The organism is Streptomyces sp. NPDC005955 (genome assembly GCF_042871255.1).
Classification (GTDB): Bacteria; Actinomycetota; Actinomycetes; order Streptomycetales; family Streptomycetaceae; genus Streptomyces.
This window is the reverse complement of record NZ_JBIAIF010000006.1, coordinates 112,672-133,141: the sequence shown is the minus strand read 5'-3', so window position 1 is coordinate 133,141 and position 20,470 is coordinate 112,672. Positions and strand designations below refer to the sequence as shown.

Annotated in this window: 12 protein-coding genes; 6 read left to right on the top strand and 6 right to left on the bottom strand. The window is 75.9% G+C overall.

Going from position 1 to position 20,470, the window contains the following annotated elements; all coding sequences use genetic code 11:
• Positions 1-32 precede the first annotated feature (32 nt).
• Positions 33-365 carry a cupin domain-containing protein gene (locus ACFYOU_RS16940; RefSeq protein ID WP_389764645.1) on the top strand — a complete coding sequence of 111 codons (333 nt, stop codon included), beginning with the start codon at positions 33-35 and terminating at the stop codon, positions 363-365.
• Between the two features lie 135 nt (positions 366-500).
• Entirely contained in the window at positions 501-1,136 is a 636-nt protein-coding gene (locus ACFYOU_RS16935; protein WP_391306469.1) for a lipoprotein, read from the top strand.
• 7 nt (positions 1,137-1,143) lie between these two features.
• Here the strand turns inward: ACFYOU_RS16935 and ACFYOU_RS16930 are convergent, their stop codons facing one another.
• Complete coding sequence (locus tag ACFYOU_RS16930; RefSeq protein ID WP_391306468.1) at positions 1,144-1,740, bottom strand: HAAS signaling domain-containing protein; 597 nt, start codon at positions 1,738-1,740, stop codon at positions 1,144-1,146.
• Positions 1,737-2,108, bottom strand: coding sequence for a PadR family transcriptional regulator (locus tag ACFYOU_RS16925; protein ID WP_389764639.1), 372 nt, complete (start codon positions 2,106-2,108; stop codon positions 1,737-1,739). Before ACFYOU_RS16925 ends, ACFYOU_RS16930 begins: the two co-directional genes overlap by 4 nt.
• A 196-nt stretch (positions 2,109-2,304) precedes the next feature.
• Between ACFYOU_RS16925 and ACFYOU_RS16920 the strand changes: the two genes are divergently transcribed.
• From ACFYOU_RS16920 to ACFYOU_RS16910, 3 genes are all read left to right on the top strand, one after another.
• Entirely contained in the window at positions 2,305-3,678 is a 1,374-nt protein-coding gene (locus ACFYOU_RS16920) for a hypothetical protein (RefSeq protein ID WP_391306465.1), read from the top strand.
• Between the two features lie 134 nt (positions 3,679-3,812).
• A complete protein-coding gene (locus tag ACFYOU_RS16915; RefSeq protein ID WP_391306464.1) occupies positions 3,813-4,298 on the top strand; it encodes a hypothetical protein in 486 nt (161 codons plus the stop codon).
• 593 nt (positions 4,299-4,891) lie between these two features.
• A complete protein-coding gene (locus tag ACFYOU_RS16910; RefSeq protein WP_391306462.1) occupies positions 4,892-6,028 on the top strand; it encodes a hypothetical protein in 1,137 nt (378 codons plus the stop codon).
• Positions 6,029-6,047: 19 nt separating this feature from the next.
• On the opposite strand, the gene ACFYOU_RS16905 is transcribed toward ACFYOU_RS16910, so the two are convergent.
• The gene (locus ACFYOU_RS16905; protein WP_391306460.1) at positions 6,048-6,434 is read right to left on the bottom strand and encodes a hypothetical protein; all 387 of its coding nucleotides are present in this window, start codon (positions 6,432-6,434) and stop codon (positions 6,048-6,050) included.
• A gap of 39 nt (positions 6,435-6,473) precedes the next feature.
• Complete coding sequence (locus tag ACFYOU_RS16900; RefSeq protein ID WP_391306458.1) at positions 6,474-14,027, bottom strand: tetratricopeptide repeat protein; 7,554 nt, start codon at positions 14,025-14,027, stop codon at positions 6,474-6,476.
• Between the two features lie 285 nt (positions 14,028-14,312).
• Between ACFYOU_RS16900 and ACFYOU_RS16895 the strand changes: the two genes are divergently transcribed.
• Positions 14,313-16,517 (top strand): CHAT domain-containing protein, encoded by a 2,205-nt coding sequence (locus ACFYOU_RS16895; RefSeq protein ID WP_391306456.1) that lies wholly within the window; start codon positions 14,313-14,315, stop codon positions 16,515-16,517.
• On the opposite strand, the gene ACFYOU_RS16890 is transcribed toward ACFYOU_RS16895, so the two are convergent.
• Both ACFYOU_RS16890 and ACFYOU_RS16885 read right to left on the bottom strand, forming a co-directional pair.
• The gene (locus ACFYOU_RS16890; RefSeq protein WP_391306455.1) at positions 16,508-16,825 is read right to left on the bottom strand and encodes a DUF6980 family protein; all 318 of its coding nucleotides are present in this window, start codon (positions 16,823-16,825) and stop codon (positions 16,508-16,510) included. The genes ACFYOU_RS16895 and ACFYOU_RS16890 overlap by 10 nt on opposite strands.
• 71 nt (positions 16,826-16,896) lie before the next feature.
• Entirely contained in the window at positions 16,897-20,154 is a 3,258-nt protein-coding gene (locus tag ACFYOU_RS16885; RefSeq protein WP_391306454.1) for a BTAD domain-containing putative transcriptional regulator, read from the bottom strand.
• Positions 20,155-20,470: the final 316 nt, after the last annotated feature.

Below are 20,470 nucleotides of genomic sequence, written 5' to 3'. Positions count from 1 at the left end.
GGGGGGTGTGGCCGGCCGCCAGGCTGGTTCCCATGACGACAGAACAGAACCAGCCCGGTTACGTGTGGGCCGACGTCCAGGACGCGCCGGTGCGGGAGCTCTTCCCGGGCATCCGGCAGCGCCCGTTGTGGCGCGGGGACGACGGAGCGAGCGCCCAGGTGTTGGAGATGGATCCGCACAGTTGCTGGGAGGGGATCGACGTCCACGACCCCGGGCCCGAGGAGGTCTTCGTGGTCTCCGGGGTCTTCAACGACGGTGCCCGTGACTACCCCGCCGGCTCCTTCATCCACGCCCCCGCGGGCTCCTGGCACGTCCCGCAGACGGAGACGGGCTGCACGCTGTTCGTCTTCTACCCGGCGGGCTGACCACCCGCGCGCCACCCGCGCCACCCGCGCCACCCGCCGCTCAGGGACCCGGCCGGTACCCGAACCGGGTCCGTGGAACGTGCGTCCTTCTCATCGATCACCTCACTCACACGGGCAACACAGGGGGACGACGACATGGCGAGGACGGCGAGACGTGGCGTCCGGGGTGCGGCTCCGCTCATCCTGCTGAGCGTGCTGCTCGCGGGCTGCACCAGCACCACCGTGACGGAGAAGTCGTCGGAGCCCGGTGGACGGAGCGCTTCCGTGGACGCGAACGGCGACGAGGACGGGGACGGGAGCGGGGGCGGCGCGGTCGGGGGCGCGGGGTCGGCCTGTGCGCTGCCGGTGTCGTTCGACGTGGCCCGGGGGTGGGAAGCGGGGGCCACCGGCGCGTCGCAGGACCCGAAGGTCTCGTTCTCCCTGGTCTGCGAGGTCGAAGGGACGACGACCCCCGGACTCCTGCGCGTGTGGGCGGGCGGACGGTCCGGTGACGATCCGGAGCGGGCCCTGCGGGCGTTCGTGGAGGACTTCGTGATCAGGCTCGCGCGGGCCGAGTACGCCGGGGTCGAGGCCGGTGAGTTCACGGGTGCGGAGGTCGTGTACACCGAGGAGGACCAGGCGGGGACGGCGCTGCCGCAGAAGTCGCGGGCGTTCGCGGTGGGTTCCGGCGAGGGGGTCGTCATCGTCCACCTCTGGGGGACCGCGGACGCCGGGGCGGGGATGCGCACCGCGTACGAACTGGCGAAGAGGACCGTACGCCCCTCGGCCTGAGTGCGGCTCAGGCGGTCGCCGCCGGACGCGCCTTCTGCCACAGGTACAGGCTGCCCAGGGTGGGGACGCTCAGCGCGGCGGCCGCGGTGGCCATGATGGTCATGACGTCGAGCCGGCCGAACGCGGAGAGGCCGGCCATGCCGAACAGGATGACCGGAGTGGCGAGGACGGCGGCCGTACCGATCGCCTTCTCGGAGTTCTGCCACTCGGACGCGCGCCACAGCAGGACGACTCCGACGAGGACGGCGACCCCGCCGAGGGCCAGGTTGCCCGCGGTGAGCACGCCGGTGAGGGCGAGCAGGATCAGCAGGCGCTTGGTCCGGACCCTGGAGGTCGTGGCCGCCGCGCCGTCCGGTCGGGCCGCCGGGGCCGGCTCCTCCGCGAGGGCCGCCGTCGCGACGGTGCGGGGGTCGCCGAGGGCGTCGAGCACCTGCTTGACCTCGGCGTCGGTGGCCGGGTGGCCGACGGAGACGGTGATGTGCTCGCTGAGGTCCGCGATCAGTTCGTTGCGCCGCGCGGCGGACAGGGAGGCGCACTCCCGGTCGAGGGCGTCGAGGTAGGCGCGGACGAGCGGGTGGTCGAGGGTCGTCGGTACGGCGTTCATGAGTGGGTCCCCCCGGAGGTGATGAAGTGGTCGACGGCTTCGCGGAAGGGCGGCCAGCTCGCGGTGAACTCCGCGAGGGCCGCGCGTCCGGTCGCGGTCAGGGTGTAGTAGCGGCGCGCGGGCCCGCTGGGTGACTCGCGCAGGAAGGTGTCCACCGACCGGTCGCGGCGGAGGCGGGTGAGCAGCGGGTAGATGGTGCCCTGGCTGGTCGTCATGACCTTGACCGAGGAGAGGCCGTCGAGCAGTTCGACGCCGTAGCGGGGCCCGTCGCGCAGTTGGGCGAGGACGCAGTACTCCAGTACGCCCTTGCGCAGTTGGCTCACCACCTTTCCGTCGACCGACTCCGTGCTTGCCTCGCCTTGTTCCATGCAATGCAAGGTACCTGGTGGAGGAAGTGTCAGGCAAGATCCCGCGGGCGACGGGTCCGCTTGTGACACGGCTGTGAAGTTCCGGTCACCCGGTCGGGCCGGGCCGGGTCGCGGGGCGCCGCCGCGCGCGTGAGCCTGACGGGCACAGGCGTGTCCCCGAACAGCCAGGGGCCGGCCCGCACGGCGAGGAGGGCCCATGGCCAGTGGAGAGGGGCCCGGGGACCACACCCCCGGGCACGGCGACGGTGGCGGGGGCGCGCACGCCGGCGGGGGCGGGCGCAGTGACGCGCACACCCGCCCGCACGGCGCGGACGCCCCCCACGGTGACGGTGACGGTGCTCAACTCGACGCGCTGCGGGCCCGGGTGGCGGCGCTGGAGGCGGGCCGGGGCGAGGACCGGCACCACCGGGTCCGGAGTTTCTTCGCCGCGCTGCTGATCACCGTCGGCTGCGTGCTCGCACCGCTGTCCGTCCTGTCCTCCTGGGCCGCCGACGAGGTCGGGAACACCGACCGCTACGTGGCCACCGTCGCCCCGCTCGCCTCCGACCCGGACGTCCAGGAGGCGGTGGCCGACCGGGTCACCACCGCACTGATGGACCACCTCGACCTGACCGCCCTGCTGTCGGAGGCCGCCCCCGCCGACCGGCCCCGGCTGGAGAAGGCCCTCGGTCGGCTCGGCGGCGCGCTGGAGGGGGCCGTGCAGAGCTTCGTCCACGACAAGGCGCTCGCCGTGGCGCGGTCGGACGCGTTCGCCCAGGTGTGGACCGAGGCGAACCGGCGCGCCCACGACTCCGTGGACAAGGCGCTCACCGGCAGCGGGGGCGGAGCCGTCCACCTGACCGACGACGCCGTGACGGTGGACCTCGGTCCGGTCGTGGACCGCGTCAAGCAGCGGCTCGTCGCCGACGGGCTCACCGTCGCCGGGAAGATCCCCGAGGTGCACACCGAGCTGACGGTGGCCCGCTCCGAGGACATCGGGAAGGTCCGCGTCTGGTTCCGGGTGCTCCAGGTGGCGGGCGACTGGCTGCCCGTGATCGCGGCGGTCCTGGTCGCGGGCGGGGTGCTGTTGGCCCGGCGGCGCCGGCGGGCCCTGGTCGCCGGGGCGCTGGGCGTGGCGTTCGCGGTGGCGGTCCTCGGCGTCGGACTCACCGTCTTCCGCGCGCTCTACCTCGACGCGCTGCCCGCCCACGTGTCGCAGGGCGCCGCCGGGTCGGTGTACGACGCGCTGGTGCGGTTCCTGCGGTCGTCGGTGCGGGTGGTGGCGGCGCTGGGCGTGGTCGTCGCCTTCGCCGCGTGGGTCACCGGGGGCGGACGACGGGCCCGGTTCGTCCGGGAGGTGTGGGCGGACGGGATCGGCGCGGCCCGGGGGCTCGCCGACCGGGCCGGGTTCCGGTCGGGGCCGGTGGGCCCCTGGGTGCGGCGGTACCGGGTGGCGCTGGGCTGGGGGCTGGTGGGGGCGGCGGCGCTCGCCCTGGTCCTGTGGTCCTGGCCGACGACGGGCGTACTGGTCGGGCTGGGCCTCGGGCTGCTGTTCGCCCTCGCAGTGGTCGGGTTCCTCGCGGGACCCTAGGCGGGTGCGGGGCCGTCCCGACCGGGGTCGGTGCCGGCGGCCGGGGGTCACCCGATCGGCGTCGCCCGTGTGGCGGTGCGCAGCGGACCGGACCACGTTGGAACCCGAGGTTCCGCACGAGGAAAGGGTCTCCCATGAGCCACGACACGCCTCCGCCCGCGGGGGACGCGGGCCGACCGCAGGGCGCCGGGGGCACCCCCTGGGACCACGGGCGGGCTCCCGCGCCCGATCCGCACGGTGGATGGGTCGCCGGCGGGGTGCTGTTCGCCGGGGTGCTGCTGCTGTGCAACGGGGTCCTGGCGATCCTCCAGGGGATCTCCGCGATCGCCGAGGACGACGTGTACGAGCGGGTGGGCTCGTACGTGTACGACATCAACCTCACCGGTTGGGGGTGGGTGCTGCTCGTGCTCGGCGTCATCGCGGCGGTGACGGGGTGGGGTCTGCTCAGCAACGCGAACTGGGCCCGGCTCGTCGGTATCGTGCTGGCGTCGTTGAGCCTGGTCGCGCAGTTCCTGTTCCTGCCCTACTACCCGGTCTGGGCGGTTGTCGTCATCGCCATCGACGTCTTCATCATCTGGGCGCTGGTGTCCGACCGGCCGGGCGTCACTCCCGTGGGTTAGCCGGTCTGTCGGGGCGCGGTGTCCCGTGCGGGTGCGATGGGGTTGCTCGCGCCGTTCCCCGCGCCCCTGTCGGTACGTCCCGGTGGGCGTGCGCTGTCCGCTCCAGGTGCGCTGAGCTGCCGCGCAGTTCCCCGCGCCCCTATCGGTACGTCCCGGTGCGGGTTCAGCGTTCCGTGCGGGTGCGCGGTGGTTGTGCGCAGTTCCCCGCGCCCCTATCGGGGCCCGACCCACTCCCGCTGGGCAGCGCACCCCGGCAGGGGCGCACCCCAGGGGCGCGGGGAACTGCGCGGGCAACCACGACGCACCCGCACGGGACACCGCACCCGACAGGGGCGCGGGGAACTGCGCGAACGCGGGACGCACGCCCACCGGACAACGCACACCCACCGGGACGCACCTCAGGGGCGCGGGGGACTGCGCGGGCAACCACGGCGCACGCCCACCGGGACACGCGGCGCATCGGCCGATCGGGCGACACCCGGGTCCACCGGGCGGTGGGTCTTCGGGAGCCGGGCCGCTGATCCGGGGGCCCGCCCCGGGAGGCAGGGTGGGAGGTGGCACCCATGAGCCACGGCCCACGACAGGAGTGAACGATGCGCGCCAGGTACACGACGGTGGCAGTGCTGGTGGTCGGCGTGCTGCTCGGCGGCTGCGCCCAGGCGGCGGACGGCGGAGCCGCCCCCTCCCGCCCCACGGCCTCCGAGGCACCGGGCGCCGCGAACGGACCCGCGCCGAAGGATTCCGCGCCCGGGGTCACCACCCCGTCCGGGACGCTGCTCGTCGCGGACTTCGGCGCGGACACCGTCACGTTCCTGCACCCCGAGGACGGCCCCTTCGCCTCCGTCCGGGTCGGCACCGCCCCGTACGGACTCGCGCTCGGGGCGGACGGCCGGGCCTGGGTGGCCACCGCCGAGGGCGTCGCGGTCGTCGACACCCGGACCCGCAAGAACCTCGGCCGCATCCCGTACCGCACCCCGACCGGGCCGGTGACGGACGGCGAGTACCGCGGGGGCGGCATGGGCATCGCCCTGGCCCCGGACGGGCGGCGGCTGTACGTCGGGGTCAACGTGCCCGACGGACCGGGCGTCCTGGAGGTGATCGACACTGCGGAGCGCGAGGTCACCGACGTGGTGCCGGTGGGGCGTCGGCCCTTCGACGTGGACGTGGCCCGGGACGGCTCCGCGGTGTACGCGACCAACCACGACTCGTTCGACGTGACCGCCGTGCGCACCGACACCCTGACGACCCGCCGCTTCGAGGTCGCGCCCTACGGCACCGAGGGCGGCCTCGGCTCCTGGCTGAAGCCGCACTACGCGGCGGTCCGGGACGACGGGCGGCTGCTGCTGCCCTTCGAGGGCGAACGGCTCGCGGTGCTCGACCCCCGGACCGGGCGGGTCACCGTCGAGCGGATGACCGCCGACACCCACCAGCACGGCGCCGCCCTCACCGCCGACGGGACGCTGCTCGTGGTGGGCACCGGTCCGGTGGGCGAAGCGACGGGCGGGCCTTCGCTGACGATCCGCGCGCCGGACGGCACCGAACGGCTCGTGCCGCTCGACGGGCCCCACGAGGACGTGACGGTGTCCCGGGACGGGCGCACCGCCTACGTCACCGCGGGGTTCACCCGCGCCGGGTACCGGGACGGGGTCACCGTCGTGGACCTGGCGCGGGGCGAGACCCGCTGGCTGCCCGGCGGACAGCGCCCGTTGGGTGCGGTGGTGCTGCCCTGACCCGGAGGCGTGACCCGGGTCAGCCGCCCAGTGCGGTGTAGATGCCGACCGCCGTGCCGAACGGGGCGAGCGTTTCGCCCGCGTCGGCGAGGATGTCGCGGACGTTGCGGGCGAAGCGGCGCAGCCGGCTGCGCTGAGGCTCCTCCTGGCCGGCCTCCTCCGCCAACTCGGCCACCGCGGCGTCGAGTTCCGTCGCGTCCCGCTCGGGCAGCTGGGCCCGGACCTCGGCGATCTCGGTGCGCAGCTGCTCGATCAGGGCGAGCAGGGTCGGGGCGTCCGCGGCGGCGGGGGCGGTGCCGTCGTTGACGGTGCCCGTGCCGTCGCCGACGTTGCCGATGTTCACCTTCGCGCCGTCGCCGGACACGCTGCCGACGGGGCCCTGGAAGGTGTTCTGTACGTCTGCCATGGGTGGTGCCTCCTGGAGGGTGGGTGCTGCACGGGTGGGTCAGGGATCGGGTGGGGTCTCGGGGTCGGCGGGCGGGCCGGGGGCGCCGACGGAGCCGACGTCGATCCGGGCGCCGTCGCCCGTCACGGCGCCCACCGGCCCGGTGTAGCGGGCGCGGCGCTGCTCGGCGCGGCTGGTGGCGCTGTTCTGGTTGATGACGGTGACCGTGCCCGCGGGCGCCGCCGGGTCGGGTTCCGCGGGCAGGGTGCCGCGCAGCTTCTCCGCGAGGGCGCCCGGGGTGGTGATCCAGGGGGTGCGGGGCTCCTGGAGCACGGCGAAGAGCACCATGCCGACCTCGCCGCGGACCAGCACCTTCGTCGTGGAGTCGGGTGCCGCGGGGTCGGTCGTCCAGGGCAGGCGCCGTTCCGGCTCCAGGAGTTGGTGGAGCAGCGCGGCCAGCGCCACCGTGTCGTGCTGCGGGGTGCGGGGTGCGCCCGGTTCGCACTGGGGACCGTAGTAGACGGAGTCCCAGGTGTGCGGGACCTCGCCGGGGCGGGCCGGGTCGGCGGCGCCGCTGTGGCCCCAGCCGGTGATCCGCACCTCGCCGTCGACGAGGGCCAGGTGGTCGGGGTGGACGTCGCCGTGTGGAATGCCCCAGCCCCGGTGCACCGCCTCCAGCGCCACGCAGGCGTCGACGATCCAGCGGACGGCCTGCTCGGGGGCGACGGGCTCGTCGGGGTTGAGGAAGCGGTCGAAGGTCCGGCCGCCGACGTCCTCCTGGAGCAGCCACCGTCCGCAGGCCCGCCAGTGCCGGGGCAGTGCGGTGACGGTCCGCGCGGCCTCGGCGAACCGGTCGACGGTGGCCCCCGGGTCGCCCTCGCGCAGGAACGTCCCCCGGTACTTCCGGCCGTGCGCGTCCCGGACCCGGGCGACGGGGTGGCCGCCGCGCTGGTCCGTGCCGAGGACCTGGAGGGCCTCCCGTTCCAGCATCGCCCGCTGCGGGTCCTGCTCCACGGACTCCTGGTGGCGGCCCCCGTCGAACCAGCGCTCCACGATCGGGTTGACCCAGGCGAGGCTGGCGTCCTTGCGGCGCAGCAGCCCCAGGTCGATGTAGTCGGTGAGCTCGTCCACCTTGGCGTTGCTCCAGCCCGCCTTGACGTCGCCCTCCAGGCGGCTGTCCTTGAGCCGGTCGGCGACCTCGAACAGCAGCGGCGGCACCTTCTCCTGCGCGTCGTACTGGTCGAGCAGCCCGGTCACGGCTCCCTCGCCGGTGACGACCCCGCGCACCGCCTCCTCGACCAGCCCCGGGTCGACCACCCGCCGGCCCCGGGCCCCCAGGAGTTCCGCCAGGGCCTCGCCGAGGAGGTGCAGGTGGTAGGGGTGGCCGAGGGTGGCCTCGTACGCGGTGATCGCCGACCGGTCCAGCACCTCGACGCCGAAGCCGTCCCGGTCGTCGTGGAAGCCCTGGTGGATGACCTGCATGGCCGCCATCGGGTCCAACAGTCCGATGGGCAGCGGGCGGGGCATGTCGGTGCCGATGGGGGTGCCCTTCAGCAGTTCCTGCAACTGCGCGTAGGTGCAGGAGCCGCTGAACAGCAGGGCGATCTCGCCGCGCTGGCTGAGGTCCCGCAGCGCCCCGGTGGCCTGGCGCTTCGCCCCGTTGTCGTCCTGGTAGCCGCGCAACAGCTCCTGGCACTCGTCGATGATGACCAGGGGCTTGACCCGTTCGTCGGGCCACACCTCCCGGCGCACCTGTTCCCACCAGGCGGCGAACACCGTGACGAGGCCCGCCTGCGCGCCCGTCCACTGGGAGAGTTCCAACGCCCGGGCCAGGCCGCGGTGCGGGTAGAGGCGGCTGAGCTGGTACTCGGCGTCCGCGGCGATCAACGGCAGGACGTTGCGCACCGGGTGGGCCGCGGACTGTCCGCTGACCAGGACCGGGAACAGTCGGGGCACCGGCCAGTCGGCGGGCTCAAGCAGCGCACCGGTGGTGGGGTTGTGCAGCCGGCGCAGGTCCTCGATGAGGGAGGTCTTGCCGGCCCGGCGGGAGCCGGTGATCAGCAGCGGGCCGACGGGGGCGTGCGCGGCGTTCGCGAACCTGCCGCGGATCTCCTCCTTCTCCCGCTGGCGGCCCACGAACATCTCCTTGCCGGTGCAGATCTTCGGGGTGAACCGCTGCCGCAGCGTGTCCCGCCGTTCCAGGAACTCCACCTCGACCTCGTAGCGGACCGGTTCCGACCAGCCCTGGTCGGGGAACTGCCAGCGCAGCGCCAGGGTCACCCGTTCCACGGCGCCCTCGGCGGTCGGCGCCGGCGCCTCCACCACCAGGGACCCCTTCTTCGCGTCCTGGGCCGACAGTCCGTGGCCCTCCCACTCCTGGGTGGCGCCGGCACAGCTGACGGCGGCGGTCCGCGGCTGCTGCTGTCCGGTGCGCAGTTCGAACACCACCTCCACGGGCCCGTCCCCGATGCGGGTGGCCCGGGGTCCCGCCAGGACGGGCGCGCCCTGCCGCAACTGCTGCTTCGCGGTGCGCTGCCAGTGCGCGCGCAGCCCCGTCTGCACGGTGACGACGCAGTCCAGGTAGGGGCTCTCGCGCAGCAGCAGGTCCTCGGCGAGGTGGTGGCTCTCGGCGAGGGTGGCGGCGGTGCGGGCGATCAGTCCGGCGATGGAGTCGGGGGCCGCGCAGGGGTCGGCGTCCGTCGGGTCGGCGGGGGCCGGGGCCAGCCGGGCGGTCGCCAGGACGAGTCGGGTCAGCCGGTCCCAGCAGCCGGCGAGCCGGCGCACCACCACCCCGGTCAGCGGGTCGACCCCGGCGGCCAGCACGCTGGTGAAACGGGCGACCCGGTCGGGCAGTTCGACGTCGAGCGGGGTGTCCTTGACCTCGTGGGCGAGGTCCGCGGCGGCCCGGGGCGCGGGGCGCCGCTCGGCGGGGGCGTCCCGCTGGACGAGCAGGCTGCGGGCCCGGCCGGCCGGGTCGGGGTCCCCGTGCCGGGCGCACAGCTGTTGGAGCGGCGCCATGACCTGCGCCTTGCTCGCCCCGTGGTCCGCGGCCTCCCGGAGCCGGACGACTCCGGCGCCGATGCGGCCGGCCGCCACGTACACGTCGAACAGGTGGAGGCGGCGGGCGACCAGTTCGCGGCGCTGCTCCGGGCCCTTCTGTCGGCTGTGGTGGCTGGTGCGGCGCATGAAGGACAACAGCCGGAACGGGTCGCCCTTCAGGTGGGCGGCGATCCGGTCGATCTGCGCGGCCGGCAGCACCGGGGCGCCCGCCGAGTTGAGGACCTCCGGGAGGTCCGCGGCGAGCGCTTCGGTGACCAGTCGTTCCGGTGCTCCCTCCCCGGCCGCGGCCCGCCGGTAGACGGCGAGCGCGGCATCGGTGAGCTCCGGGGCGCCGCCCCGGTCGGCGAGGACCACCGCGACGGCCGCGGCCCGTTTCCCCGACGGACCGGGGCACAGCCTGCCGTACTCCAGGAGCAGTTCCGCCGCCTCGACGGGCCGTCCGCACATCTCGGTGCCGGCCCGTAGCCCGGCCCGGGCCCAGATGTCGTCCTCGTTGTGCCACCAGCGGGGCGCCCCGGTCAGCAGGGCGTCGGCCTCGGCGTACCGGGCCCGGGCGTAGGCGAGTTGCACCAGGATCTCCAGCCGGACCTGGAGGGTGCCCGCCATCTCGGACAGTCCGCGGATCTCCCCGTCGATCTGCTCCTTCTCGGTGGCGGACAGCTCCGGCAGGTCGCGCAGCCGGATCAGGCACATCGCGGCGGCGTTGGCGATGCCCGCGTGCCAGGGCCGCTCGGCGACCAGTTCCCGGGCGTGGGCGGCGGCGCTCTCCCAGTCCTCGGCCTCCGCCGCGGCGATCATGTCGGCGGCGTCCGCGAGCAGTTCGTCCGGTGCGGCCCGCCGCCCCAGCCGGGCCCGCTTGTGCTCGCGCAGGGCGGTCAGCAGCGCGGTGCGGCCGGGGGTGGGCCGGTAGCGGGTGAGGGCGTACCGGTCGAGGAAGCCCACCGTGCTGCGGTACGCGTCGGTGAGCAGGGCGACGGCCTCCGCGCGCGGGGTCGACGCGTCCAGCGTCACGGTTCCCGGAGCGGCCTGCACCGCGCGTTTGGCCCGCTTGCTCTGCGGGCCGAGGAGGTACGCGGCTTCGGCGCAGCTCGGGTTGCGGGCCAGGGCCTGTTGCGCGTAGCGGGCCCGCCCGGTGGTGTCCTTCAGTTCGTGGGCGGCCTTCGCGAGGGTCAGGTAGTGCTCGAAGCCGACGTCGGGGCGCAGGTGCCGCAGCAGGGTGTCCCGGACCTGGTGGACCATGCCGACCTTGCGGGCGATGCGCACCGCCGGGCCCAGCAGTTCGGGGTGGGCCGCGGTGTCGTCGATCCAGCGGGCGAGCAGGGCCCACGCCTCGGCGGTGAGCCCCGCGGTCTCCAGGACCATCACCAGGGCGGCGGCGGTGGCCGGTTCGGGGGTCTGGAGGGTGAACAGTTCGCGCAGGGTCGCCGCGTGCCGGTCCTGGTGCGCGCGGTCGAGACGGATCGCCTTGCGGACCGCGTCGGCGGCGAGCCGGAAGTGGTGGGTGGTCGGCTCGTTGCGGCACTGGGCGACCAGTCGGGCGGCCGTCGACTCGGCCTCGGTGACGTGCAGCGCGGCCCGCGGCGGGCGGGGTGGCGCGATCCCGGGGGCGGCCCGCCGCGCCACGGGCGCGGACCGCAGCGCGGGCCGCGGCAGGGCCCGGCCGAGCGCGTCGAACAGGGCCCTGAGTTCGAGCTGTTGCCGGGCGGTGAACGGTCGGGTGGTGACCCGGGTCTGGTAGACGAAGGTGTCGGCGGCGGCGGTGAGCCGGCCGGTCGCCGCGTAGGCGCAGCCGAGGTTCCAGGCGGCGCCCGCGGTGAGCCACAGGTCGTCGGCGTAGGTGCTGTGCAGCCGCAGCGCGTCCTCGGGGCGCCCGGCGAGGATCAGCTGGCCGAGGGCGTTGCCGAGGCAGACCGGATGGGCGTGCACGGCGTCGATCCACAGGTCGGCCCTGTCGTTCGGGGTGGCCGCGGCGGGCGGGTTCTGGGCCCGCCAGACGGCGACGAGCGAGGCTTCCGGTTCCACGATCAGGGACATGTGCGGCTGGATGTCGTGGCGGTCGGCGCGCACCGGGCTGCCCGCGTCCTCCCGCACCGGCGGGCAGGGCGGGTTGAGTTCCTCCAGGATGCCGCCGGCCCGCGCGGCCCGGTCCCGCAGGTGCAGCACGCGCGGCAGCCGCTCCGGGGAGATCCACAGCACACAGCTCTGGAGGACCTCCACGGCCTCGTCCCAGTACCGGTTGTCCATCAACCAGGTCGCCAGGTCGCGGGCCGCGAAGTCGTCGCGGACCTCCATGACGGCCTTGATGACGAGGTTCAGGGTGCCCGGCGGCGGCACGCTCAGCTGCATGGTCCGCAGGTGCGCGAAGACCGTGCCGAGGTCCCGGCCGGGACGCGGGGTGCCGGAGCGGGCCTCTTCGAGGAGTTCCGGGAGCCGTCCCTCCAGGAGCGCCTGCGCCACCCCCGGCTCGGTGGTGCGCGGCCCGTAGCGCACCGGGCCGCCCGCCGCCGGGGTCGGTGCGACGAGTTCGGCGGGCCCCCGCTCGGAGGCCCGTTCCAGGCGCTCCTCCAGCGGCTGGGTCCACAGCGGTCCGGCGCCGCCCGCCCGGGCCCGGGCGAGTTGTTCGCCGGCCACCTCCAGGTCGGTGCAGCGGCGGTCGAGGGCGACCCTGGCCAGCTCCACGTGGTGGCGCCAGCTCAGCTCGCCGCGGGCCTCGGCGATCCGGCGCACCACCTCGCGGGCGGACGCGAGGTCGCCGCGCTCGCGGTGGATGCGCATCAACAGGTACGCGGCGGGGGCGGACGGGTTCGCGGTGAGCAGTTCGTCGAGCAGCCGCACGGCCTCCTCGGTGCGGCCGCCCTCGTGGAGTTCCTTGGCGCGGGCGGCGAGCGCGGGTTCGTCCCCCGGGTCGCCCTGCGGTCCGCCGGCGGCGGGCGACGGGGCCGGCGCGGGTACGGGGGCGGGGGCGGCCAGCGGCGAGGGGTGGCCGAGCCGGGCGCAGTAGTCCGCCAGGGCGGCCCGCTGGTCGGGGTCGGCCGCGCCGGGCAGGATCCGGGCGAACACGGTCAGGGACGCCAGCGCGGCGTCGTCGTCGCCGACGGCCGCGTAGGCGCAGGCGATGTTCCACACGGCGGCGGCCCGGAAGTACTGGGCGTGGGCGTAGCGCCGGTACAGCTCCAGGCCGGCGCCGGGGTCCCCGGCCCGTACGTACCAGCCGACGGCCCAGCCCAGGGCGACCGGTGAGCCCTCGGCGACGGCCCGCGCGAAGTGGGCGGCGGTGTCGCCGGGCGAGGCGTCGACCGGGCCATTGCCCGCCGGGTCGTCCAGCAGCGGGACCAGCGGCAGCGCCGCGTAGGGCAGGGCCGGCGGGCGGTGCCCGGGCGGCGGGAGCGGGGGCCGCCCCAGGGCGAACACCGCATCGGCGCCCGGGGCGTCGCCGGCCGCCCGCAGCTCCAGGGCGAGTTCCTGCCAGAGGCGGGAGCGGTGGGTGTGGTCGAGCGTCGCGCGCAGGGCGGCGCCGTGCCCCGGCGAGCTGCGGTCGAGCAGGGCGGCGGCGCGCAGCACCGGGTCCTCGGGCGCGGGCGGGAGCACCGGGGCGGGCGGGGGCGGAGGTGGCGGCGGAGGCGGGGGTGGAGGGGGCGGCGGGGAGGTCGGCTCGGGCCGGGGCTCCAGGCCGCGTTCGACGACGTCGAGGTACTGCTCGGCGGTGTCGAGTTCACCGGCCGAGGCGTACATCCCGGCGGTGCGCAGGTGCAGCCGCAGCAGGTCACGCCGCTCGTCGTGCTCCGGCGGACCGCCGTCCGGCGCGGCGCCGAGGACCCGGCCGGCCTCCCGCAGTCGACGGGTCACCTCCACCCGCCGGTGCTCCTCCGCGAGGCGCTCGACGGCCTCCTCGGCACGGTCGACGTCCCCCCGGTCCAGGGCGTCCGCCACGGCGTCCCGGAGCGGACCGAGCACCACGGCGGCGGCCGGCTCCGCACCGTCGAGCAACTCCGCGGCCCAGGTCCGCAGCTCCTCCAAGGGGGCCAGGTGCGGCGCGAGTTCGTCCTCGTCGAGACCCCAGTCACGGACCGCCCCGGCGACCCGGTGCACGTGCCGGGCAGCGGTGGCGTCCAGCGCGGCCCGGGACAGGGCGACGAGGACGGGCACCCCGTCCTCGGTGTGCGGCGCGTCCGGGTCCGGCCCCGGCTGGAGCGCCGCCGCGGCGACCCGGGCGAGGACGCCTTCGAAGTCATCCGTCCCGGTCAACGGCTGCCCCGGCCCGTCGCCGTCCCACAACCGGAGGGTGCTCAGCAGGAGTTCGGCGAGGTCCGGCGCGTCCGCCCGGTGCGCCTCGTCCACCAGGCGCAGCAGCAGCCCGCCGTCGCCGGACGGTACGGCTGCGTCCTGGGTCCCGGCGCGCCGCAACACCCTCCGGCGCAGGGCGAGGACGGCGGGGACCGCGATCCGGCCCAGTTCCTCCGGCGCGAACCGCACCTCGTCCACACCGTCGTGCAGGAGGAACGCGGCCAGGGCACGGCCCGTGTCCCGGATGTCTTCGCCAGACCAGCTGAGCAACCGAACCCCCGCGCAGCGATCGCCGTTTGCGTACCGATCCTATCCAGCACGGCCGGATGTCGACCCCGGGTCACGGCGATCCCGATGACCGCGGGGTGCCCGGACGTCACGCAGGGGGACGCCCGCCGGCGCGGCACGGTTGCACCGGGGCACCCCGCTCGTCGCCCTGCGCCGGGGTGCCGCCCGGCACTACGCTCGGTACGGGGTCGGTTCCCCCGGGTGGTCGGCGCGTGCCGGCGCCCCGGGACGGTCCCGCGCCCAGCACGCCCGATCGGGGGAGAGCACGTGAGCGGCAGTCGGCCCCTGCGGCCCGAGGACCGCGCGGCGTTCGAACGCGTCTTCGACGACGCCGTCCGGGTGCTGCGCAGCTCCGGCGCCGTGCCCGACCACGTGGACGACGCGGAGCTGCACGCCCTGGTGGTGGAGGCGGTGGACTCCGTCAACGCGGCGGCGGCCGCGGCGTACGACGCGTACCGGTACCTGAGGGAGCACGCGGAACGGGGGCGGCTGCGCCGGGCGATGGCCGAGGCGGCACCCCGGTTGGACGAGGTGTACGGCGCGGGCTGGACCCGCTGGGCGTTACGGGAGCACGCCGGCCCGCACCCGCCCTCCGAGCAGTGGCTCGCCGAACGGGTGGTCCCCGCGGCCCGCGCCCGCTGGGAACGGGACCTGCTGTTCCTGGGGTTGCTGCCGCTCCTGGTCCCGGCGTTCCACCCCCTTGAGGCGCTCGCGGACGTGGACTTCAGCAGCGCCCGGACCGCGCCCCCCGTCAGCCCCGGGGCCGCCCCGGGCGGGACACCGCACCCCGGACCGGCCGGGGACGCCGAGCCGTCCCCCGAGCCGGACGCCGGACCCGACGTGACCTGGCACGGGGGAACGACGAAGACGGGCATCGTCCGCCCCGCGGAGCCCGCGTATCCCACGTACCCCCCGACCCCGGTGACCCCGTACGGCAGTCCCCCCGCGCAGGCCGTCTTCCCGCGCACCGTGCCGGACCCCGAGCCGCAGCCCCCGCCCCCCGACCCGCGGCGCATGGTCGTGGAACTGGTCGACCAGGCCCCGCCGAGCACCCACGTCCCGCTGCACGTGCAGTTCGTCCGGGACGGGCCGGGCCGCACGGACGGGGTGCCGCTGCGGGCCTTCGCCGTACCGCCCGAGGGGGCCCGGCTCCTGGTCACGGTGTACGCCCCCGGGCTCACCGTGCTGGGCGACCTCCAGCAGGAAGTCACCGTCCGACCGGGCGCCGACTCCGACGTACTGAGGTTCGGACTGCGCACCACCGCACCCGGACTGCGCACCGTGACCGTGCGGGCCTTCCACCGCGGCACGTTCCTCGGCGAGGTGCGCGCCCAGGTGTCGGTGGGCACCGGAGCACCCGTACGGGACGGGCCGCCCCGCACCGCCGCCCTGGGCACGGTCGCCTTCGACCCGGGCGAGGTCACGCTCCAGGTGCTGCGCGGCGCGGACGGCTCGTACAGCTTCCAGCTGATCGGCGAGACCTGCTACGCACCGGAGTCGTTCCGCACCCTCGGCGGGGACCCCCGGCTGATCTCCGAGCGCGTGTACCGGGAGCTGCGCCAGGCGGCGGCCGACGCCGGTCCTGGCGGCGCGGACGGGGCCGCGGGCACCCGACGGCTGCGCAACCTCGGTGTCGAACTGTGGGCGTCCGCGGTGCCGGAGGCGGTGCGCCGACAGTTCTGGGCGGAAGCGGACCGCGTCACCTCGGTGACCGTCCTCGGCGAGCACGACCTCGTCCCCTGGGAACTGCTGTACCCGGTGGACGGGTCGTCGATGGGCCCGGGGTTCCTGGCCGAGTGGCTGCCCGTGGTGCGTCGCACCTTCGGCCAGCAGCGGGTGCGTCGACTCGCGCTGCCCGAGGTGACGTTCGTCGTGCCGCCGGGTTCGCCGCCGGAGGCCGCCCGGGAGGTCGACACGGTGCGACGCCTGTTCGACGCGGGGGCGAGCGGCGCCCGCGTCCTGGACGACCGCGCCTCGGTGGCGGCCCTGGTGGAGGACGGGTACCGCGGTCTGCTGCACTTCGCGTGCCACAACGCGTTCACCACGGAACGGGGTTCGGTGGTGTCGATGGCCGACGGCCCGTTCGACCCGGTGGACCTGGCGTACGCGACCCATGCCGGCACCCTGCGGGAGTCCGGGCCGCTGGTGTTCTTCAACGCGTGCCGCAGCGCCGGCCAGATCGACTGGTTCGCCAGCACCCTCGGCTGGGCCCCGCAGTTCCTGCGGGCCGGAGCGGGAGCGTTCATCGGCACCCTGTGGCCCGTGCGCTCCGACGCGGCGCAGGACTTCGCCCGCGCCTTCTACTCATACTTCCTGGAAGAGGGCCGCCCGTTGGGCGAGGCGTCCCTGTGCGCCCGGCGCAACCTTCGCCGCGGGGACGGCGACCCCACCTGGCTGGCGTACGCCGTGTACGGCAGCCCCGCGGCCCGCGCCGCGCCCCCCGAACCGGCAGCGACGACCCGTCAGCCCTGAGGGGGCGCGGTGAGCCAACGCCCGTCCCGGAACTCGGCGGGCACCTGGTCCCCGAACGGTTCGATCCCGCGGCGCTCCAGCTCGTCGAACCAGGCGTCCCGCTGCGATGCGGGCAGCCGCCGACCGCACCAGGGACAGAAGTCGATCGTGACGCCCGCCCCGCCCCCGTCCCGCACCGGCAGCCCGTACTCCTGGAAGCTGGCGCTGAACTCGACCAGCGCGTCCGGGCAGACGGCGGGGTGCACATGGTCCTCGCAGTGCGGGTGCACGGCGTCGTCCATCGCTTCGCAACAGTGGTGGTCGGTCACGGCCCGGTGTCCCCTCGATCGTCAGTACGCCCCCGTAGGGGACCACATTCCCGGGTGCTGCCGCCGGGCCCTCAACCCGCGCCGGCCGCCCGGACGGCCTCCTCGGGGGTGAGCCGGCCGCCCCCGCCGAACACCTCGGTGAAGCCGGCCTCGCCCAGTCCGGCGCGGGCCAGCGCGGACGCCCGGTCCACGTCCCCGTGTTCGGCGCGGGACAGCGGCGCCCCGGTCGACTCCCGGGCCGCCGCCGCACAGCCCAACAGCAGGGCCGCACCGGCCGGGTTGCCGGGGGCGACGGCACCGGCCAGGCCCTCCAGGGCCAGGGCAACCGCCCGCGGATCACCCGTGGTGAGCGCCACCCGGTACCCCTCGCAGTGCAGCCGCAGCGCCGCCGGGGTGTCGCCCCGCAGCTCCGCCACGAACCCCAACTCGGCCAGGACCAGGGCGTTGGCCCCCTCCAGACCGACCTCGCGGTGCCAGTCGAGGACCTGCCGCAACTGCCACTCGGCCTCGTCGAGGCCGCCCTCGCGGCGGGCGCCGAGCCCCAGCCCCAAGCGGGCGTTGATCTCCCCGGCGCGGAAGTCCAGCGCGGCGGCCTCCCGCAGCGCCTGCCCGTGCCGGGCCCGTGCGGTGTCGAAGTCCCCTTGGAGCAGGGCGATCCGGCCGAGCCCGGCGAGCAGGTCGGCGGCGAGGGTGGACAGCCCGAACCGGCGGGCCGTCGCGAGCGCCTCCTCCTGCACCGCACGGGCCTGCTCGTAGTCGCCGTGGATCTCGGCGACCGAGGCCCGCGCGTACACCGACCACACCTGCCCGCAGGCGTCCCCGAGCGCGGCGAACAGCCCGGCGCCGCGCACCGCGTCGTCCGCCGCGCCCGTCAGATCGCCCCGGAGCAACCGTTGGGCCGACCGGTCGGACAGCGCCGCCGCCTCGCCCCACCGGTCGCCCAGGGCCAGGAAGCCTTCGAGGGCGGGCCCGGTCAACGCCTCGGCGGCGCTCAGGTCGCCCGTGCCGGCGAGGCTGTGGCCGAGGAACCAGCGCGCCCGCACGGCGCCCGCCCCGGTCGGCCCGCCGTCCAGGGCGTCGGTCTCGGCCAGCGCCGCCGCGATCCGCACCGCGCGGTCGGCCCCGTCCCCGGACATGATCCGCACACCGGTCAGCCACACCGCGGCGCGGGCCCGGGCCGCGGGGTCGCCGCCGGGCAGGTCCCGCGCGGCGGTCAGCGCCCGGCGGGCCTCGCCGAGCCGGCCGCGCAGCACCCAGTACCAGGCGAGCGCGTCGCACAGCCGCAGGGCGTGCGCCGCGTCACCGCGGGCCAGTGCCGTGTCCAGGGCCCAGCGCAGATTGGCCCGCTCGGTGTCGAGCAGTTCCAGCGCCCCGGCCTGGCGTCCGTCGCGCAGTCCCGGCACCGCGGCCTCGGCGAGGGCCGTGTCCCGGGCGAGGTGCCGCTCGTGCACCGCGTCGAGTTCGCCGGCCTCCACCAGCCGTTCGCGGCCGTAGGCGGCGACGGACTCCAGCAGCCGGTACCGGGAGCCGTCCGCACTGACCTGGACGAGGGACCGGTCCACCAGCCGGGCCAGCAGGCCGAACACGTCCGCGGGCTCGACGCCGTCGCCCGCGCAGACCGCCTCGGCGCCCTCCAGCGCGTACCCGTCGGGGTGCGGGGCGAGCCGGCGCAGTACGGCCCGCTCGTCCTCGGCCAGCGGCTCCCAGCTCCAGTCGATCACGGCGCGCAGGGTCCGCTGCCGGGCGGGCGCCCCCCGCTGACCGCCGTCGAGCAGCCGGAACCGGTCGTCGAGGCGGGACAGCAGCCGCTCGACGCCGAGCGCCCTGACCCGGGTCGCGGCGAGTTCCAGGGCGAGCGGGATGCCGTCGAGGCGACGCACGACGGACTCGACGGCTGCCCGGTTGGCGTCGTCGAGCACGAACCCGGGCGCCGCCGAGGCCGCCCGCTCCGCGAACAGTTGCACGCCGCCCGCCGGGTCGAGCGGCGGCACCTGCCACAGCGTCTCGGGGGCCAGGGCCAGGGACTCCCGGCTGGTGGTCAGGACCACGACCTCCGGGGCCCGTCGCAGCAGCGTCTCCACCAGCCCCGCGACCTCGTCCACCACGTGTTCGCAGTTGTCGAGCACCAGCAGCGTCCGGGTCCCGCGCAGCGCGGCGGCCAGTTTCTCCGCCGGGCCGCTGGGTTCCTGGACGCCCCACACGCCGTCGTCCCGCAGGCCGAGCGCCGCGGCGACCGCCTCGACCGGTTCGCCGTCGCGGGCCAGCTCCACCAGCCAGGTGCCGTCGGGGAAGGCGTCGCGGGCGCGGTCGGCGACGGCCAGCGCCAGGCGGGTCTTGCCCACCCCGCCGGGACCGGTGAGGGTGACGAGCCGCCGCCCCGTCAACAACTGCGCCACCTCCGCGACGGCCGCCTCCCGACCGACGAGTTCCCCGGGCGGGACGAACAGGTTGGTGCGCGGGGCGACCACGGCCCGGGCGGGGGCGGGGGGCGCACTGAGTTCGGGGTCCTGACGCAGTACGGCGCCGTGCAGGGCGGCGAGTTCGGGGCTCGGGTCGACGCCGAGGTCGTCGGCGAGCCGGTGCCGCAGCCGTTCGTAGGCGGTGAGGGCGTCGCCCTGCCGCCCGGCCCGGTACAGGGCCCGGACGTGGACGGCGGTGAGCCGTTCGCGCAGCGGGTGTTCGGCGACGAGGGGGACGAGTTCGGTGGCGAGCGCGAGGTGGTCCCCGGCGTCGAGCCGGGCCGCGGACCGCTCCTCGACCAGGGTGAGCCGGTCCTCCTCCAGCCGCTCGACGGCCGTCCTGGCGAAGGTCTCCTCGGCGAAGTCCGCGAAGGCGGGGCCCCGCCACAGGTCCAGCGCCCCGGCGAGCAGCGCCGCGCGGGCGTCGGCGTCCGGCACCTGCCGGGCCCGCTCCGCCAGCTCGCGGAACCGGTCGGCGTCCAACGCACCCTCCGGTACGAGGAGTTGGTAGCCGGGAGCCCGGGAGGCGAGGTGCGCCCGCCCGCCCGGTCGCACCTCGTCGAACACGCGGCGCAGTTGGGACACCTTCGCTTGGAGGGCGCGCAGCGGGTTGCCCGGCTGTTCCTCGCCCCACAGGTCGTCGATGAGCCGGTGGGCGGCGACCGGACGGCCCGCGTCGACCAGATGGGCGGCGAGCAGCGAGGCGAGCAGCGCCCGTACCTTCAACTCCGGTACGCGCACCGGGTTGTCGTCGCCGTCGAGCACCGCGATCTCGCCGAGCACCGCGAACCGGATGCCGCTGCCCGTCGCCGTGCCGGGTGGACCCGGTTTCCCGTCCGTCTCCGTGTTCCGGCCGTGCACCCCGTTCACGCCGCCGCCCCCTCGTCGTCCGCTCGTCGGGGGGAGCCCGACGGCACCCCCTTGCACCCTGTCACACGCCCGGCGCACGCCGACGGTGCTGCCGGGCCGCGGCGCCGAGTTGGCGTCATCCTGCCGATCTCGCCCCCCGCTGGACGGGCCGCCCCTCCCCACCGGACCGTTCCGCCCGCGCTCCCGTCGGACCGTGCCGCCCCCGAACCGCATCCGAACCGGACCCGAGCCCGACCCGAGCCGGCGGGCTCCACTCTGTGACCACAGCGGACGGGACACCTCAAGTCCCGCCCCCCGCAGTCCCGGAGGACACGAT

What these genes read in the sequence shown, in the direction of transcription:
- ACFYOU_RS16940 (WP_389764645.1), top strand. Translation starts at nt 33, where the DNA reads ATGACGACAGAACAGAACCAGCCCGGTTACGTGTGGGCCGACGTCCAG.
- ACFYOU_RS16935 (WP_391306469.1), top strand. Translation starts at nt 501, where the DNA reads ATGGCGAGGACGGCGAGACGTGGCGTCCGGGGTGCGGCTCCGCTCATC.
- ACFYOU_RS16930 (WP_391306468.1), bottom strand. Translation starts at nt 1,740, where the DNA reads ATGAACGCCGTACCGACGACCCTCGACCACCCGCTCGTCCGCGCCTAC.
- ACFYOU_RS16925 (WP_389764639.1), bottom strand. Translation starts at nt 2,108, where the DNA reads ATGGAACAAGGCGAGGCAAGCACGGAGTCGGTCGACGGAAAGGTGGTG.
- ACFYOU_RS16920 (WP_391306465.1), top strand. Translation starts at nt 2,305, where the DNA reads ATGGCCAGTGGAGAGGGGCCCGGGGACCACACCCCCGGGCACGGCGAC.
- ACFYOU_RS16915 (WP_391306464.1), top strand. Translation starts at nt 3,813, where the DNA reads ATGAGCCACGACACGCCTCCGCCCGCGGGGGACGCGGGCCGACCGCAG.
- ACFYOU_RS16910 (WP_391306462.1), top strand. Translation starts at nt 4,892, where the DNA reads ATGCGCGCCAGGTACACGACGGTGGCAGTGCTGGTGGTCGGCGTGCTG.
- ACFYOU_RS16905 (WP_391306460.1), bottom strand. Translation starts at nt 6,434, where the DNA reads ATGGCAGACGTACAGAACACCTTCCAGGGCCCCGTCGGCAGCGTGTCC.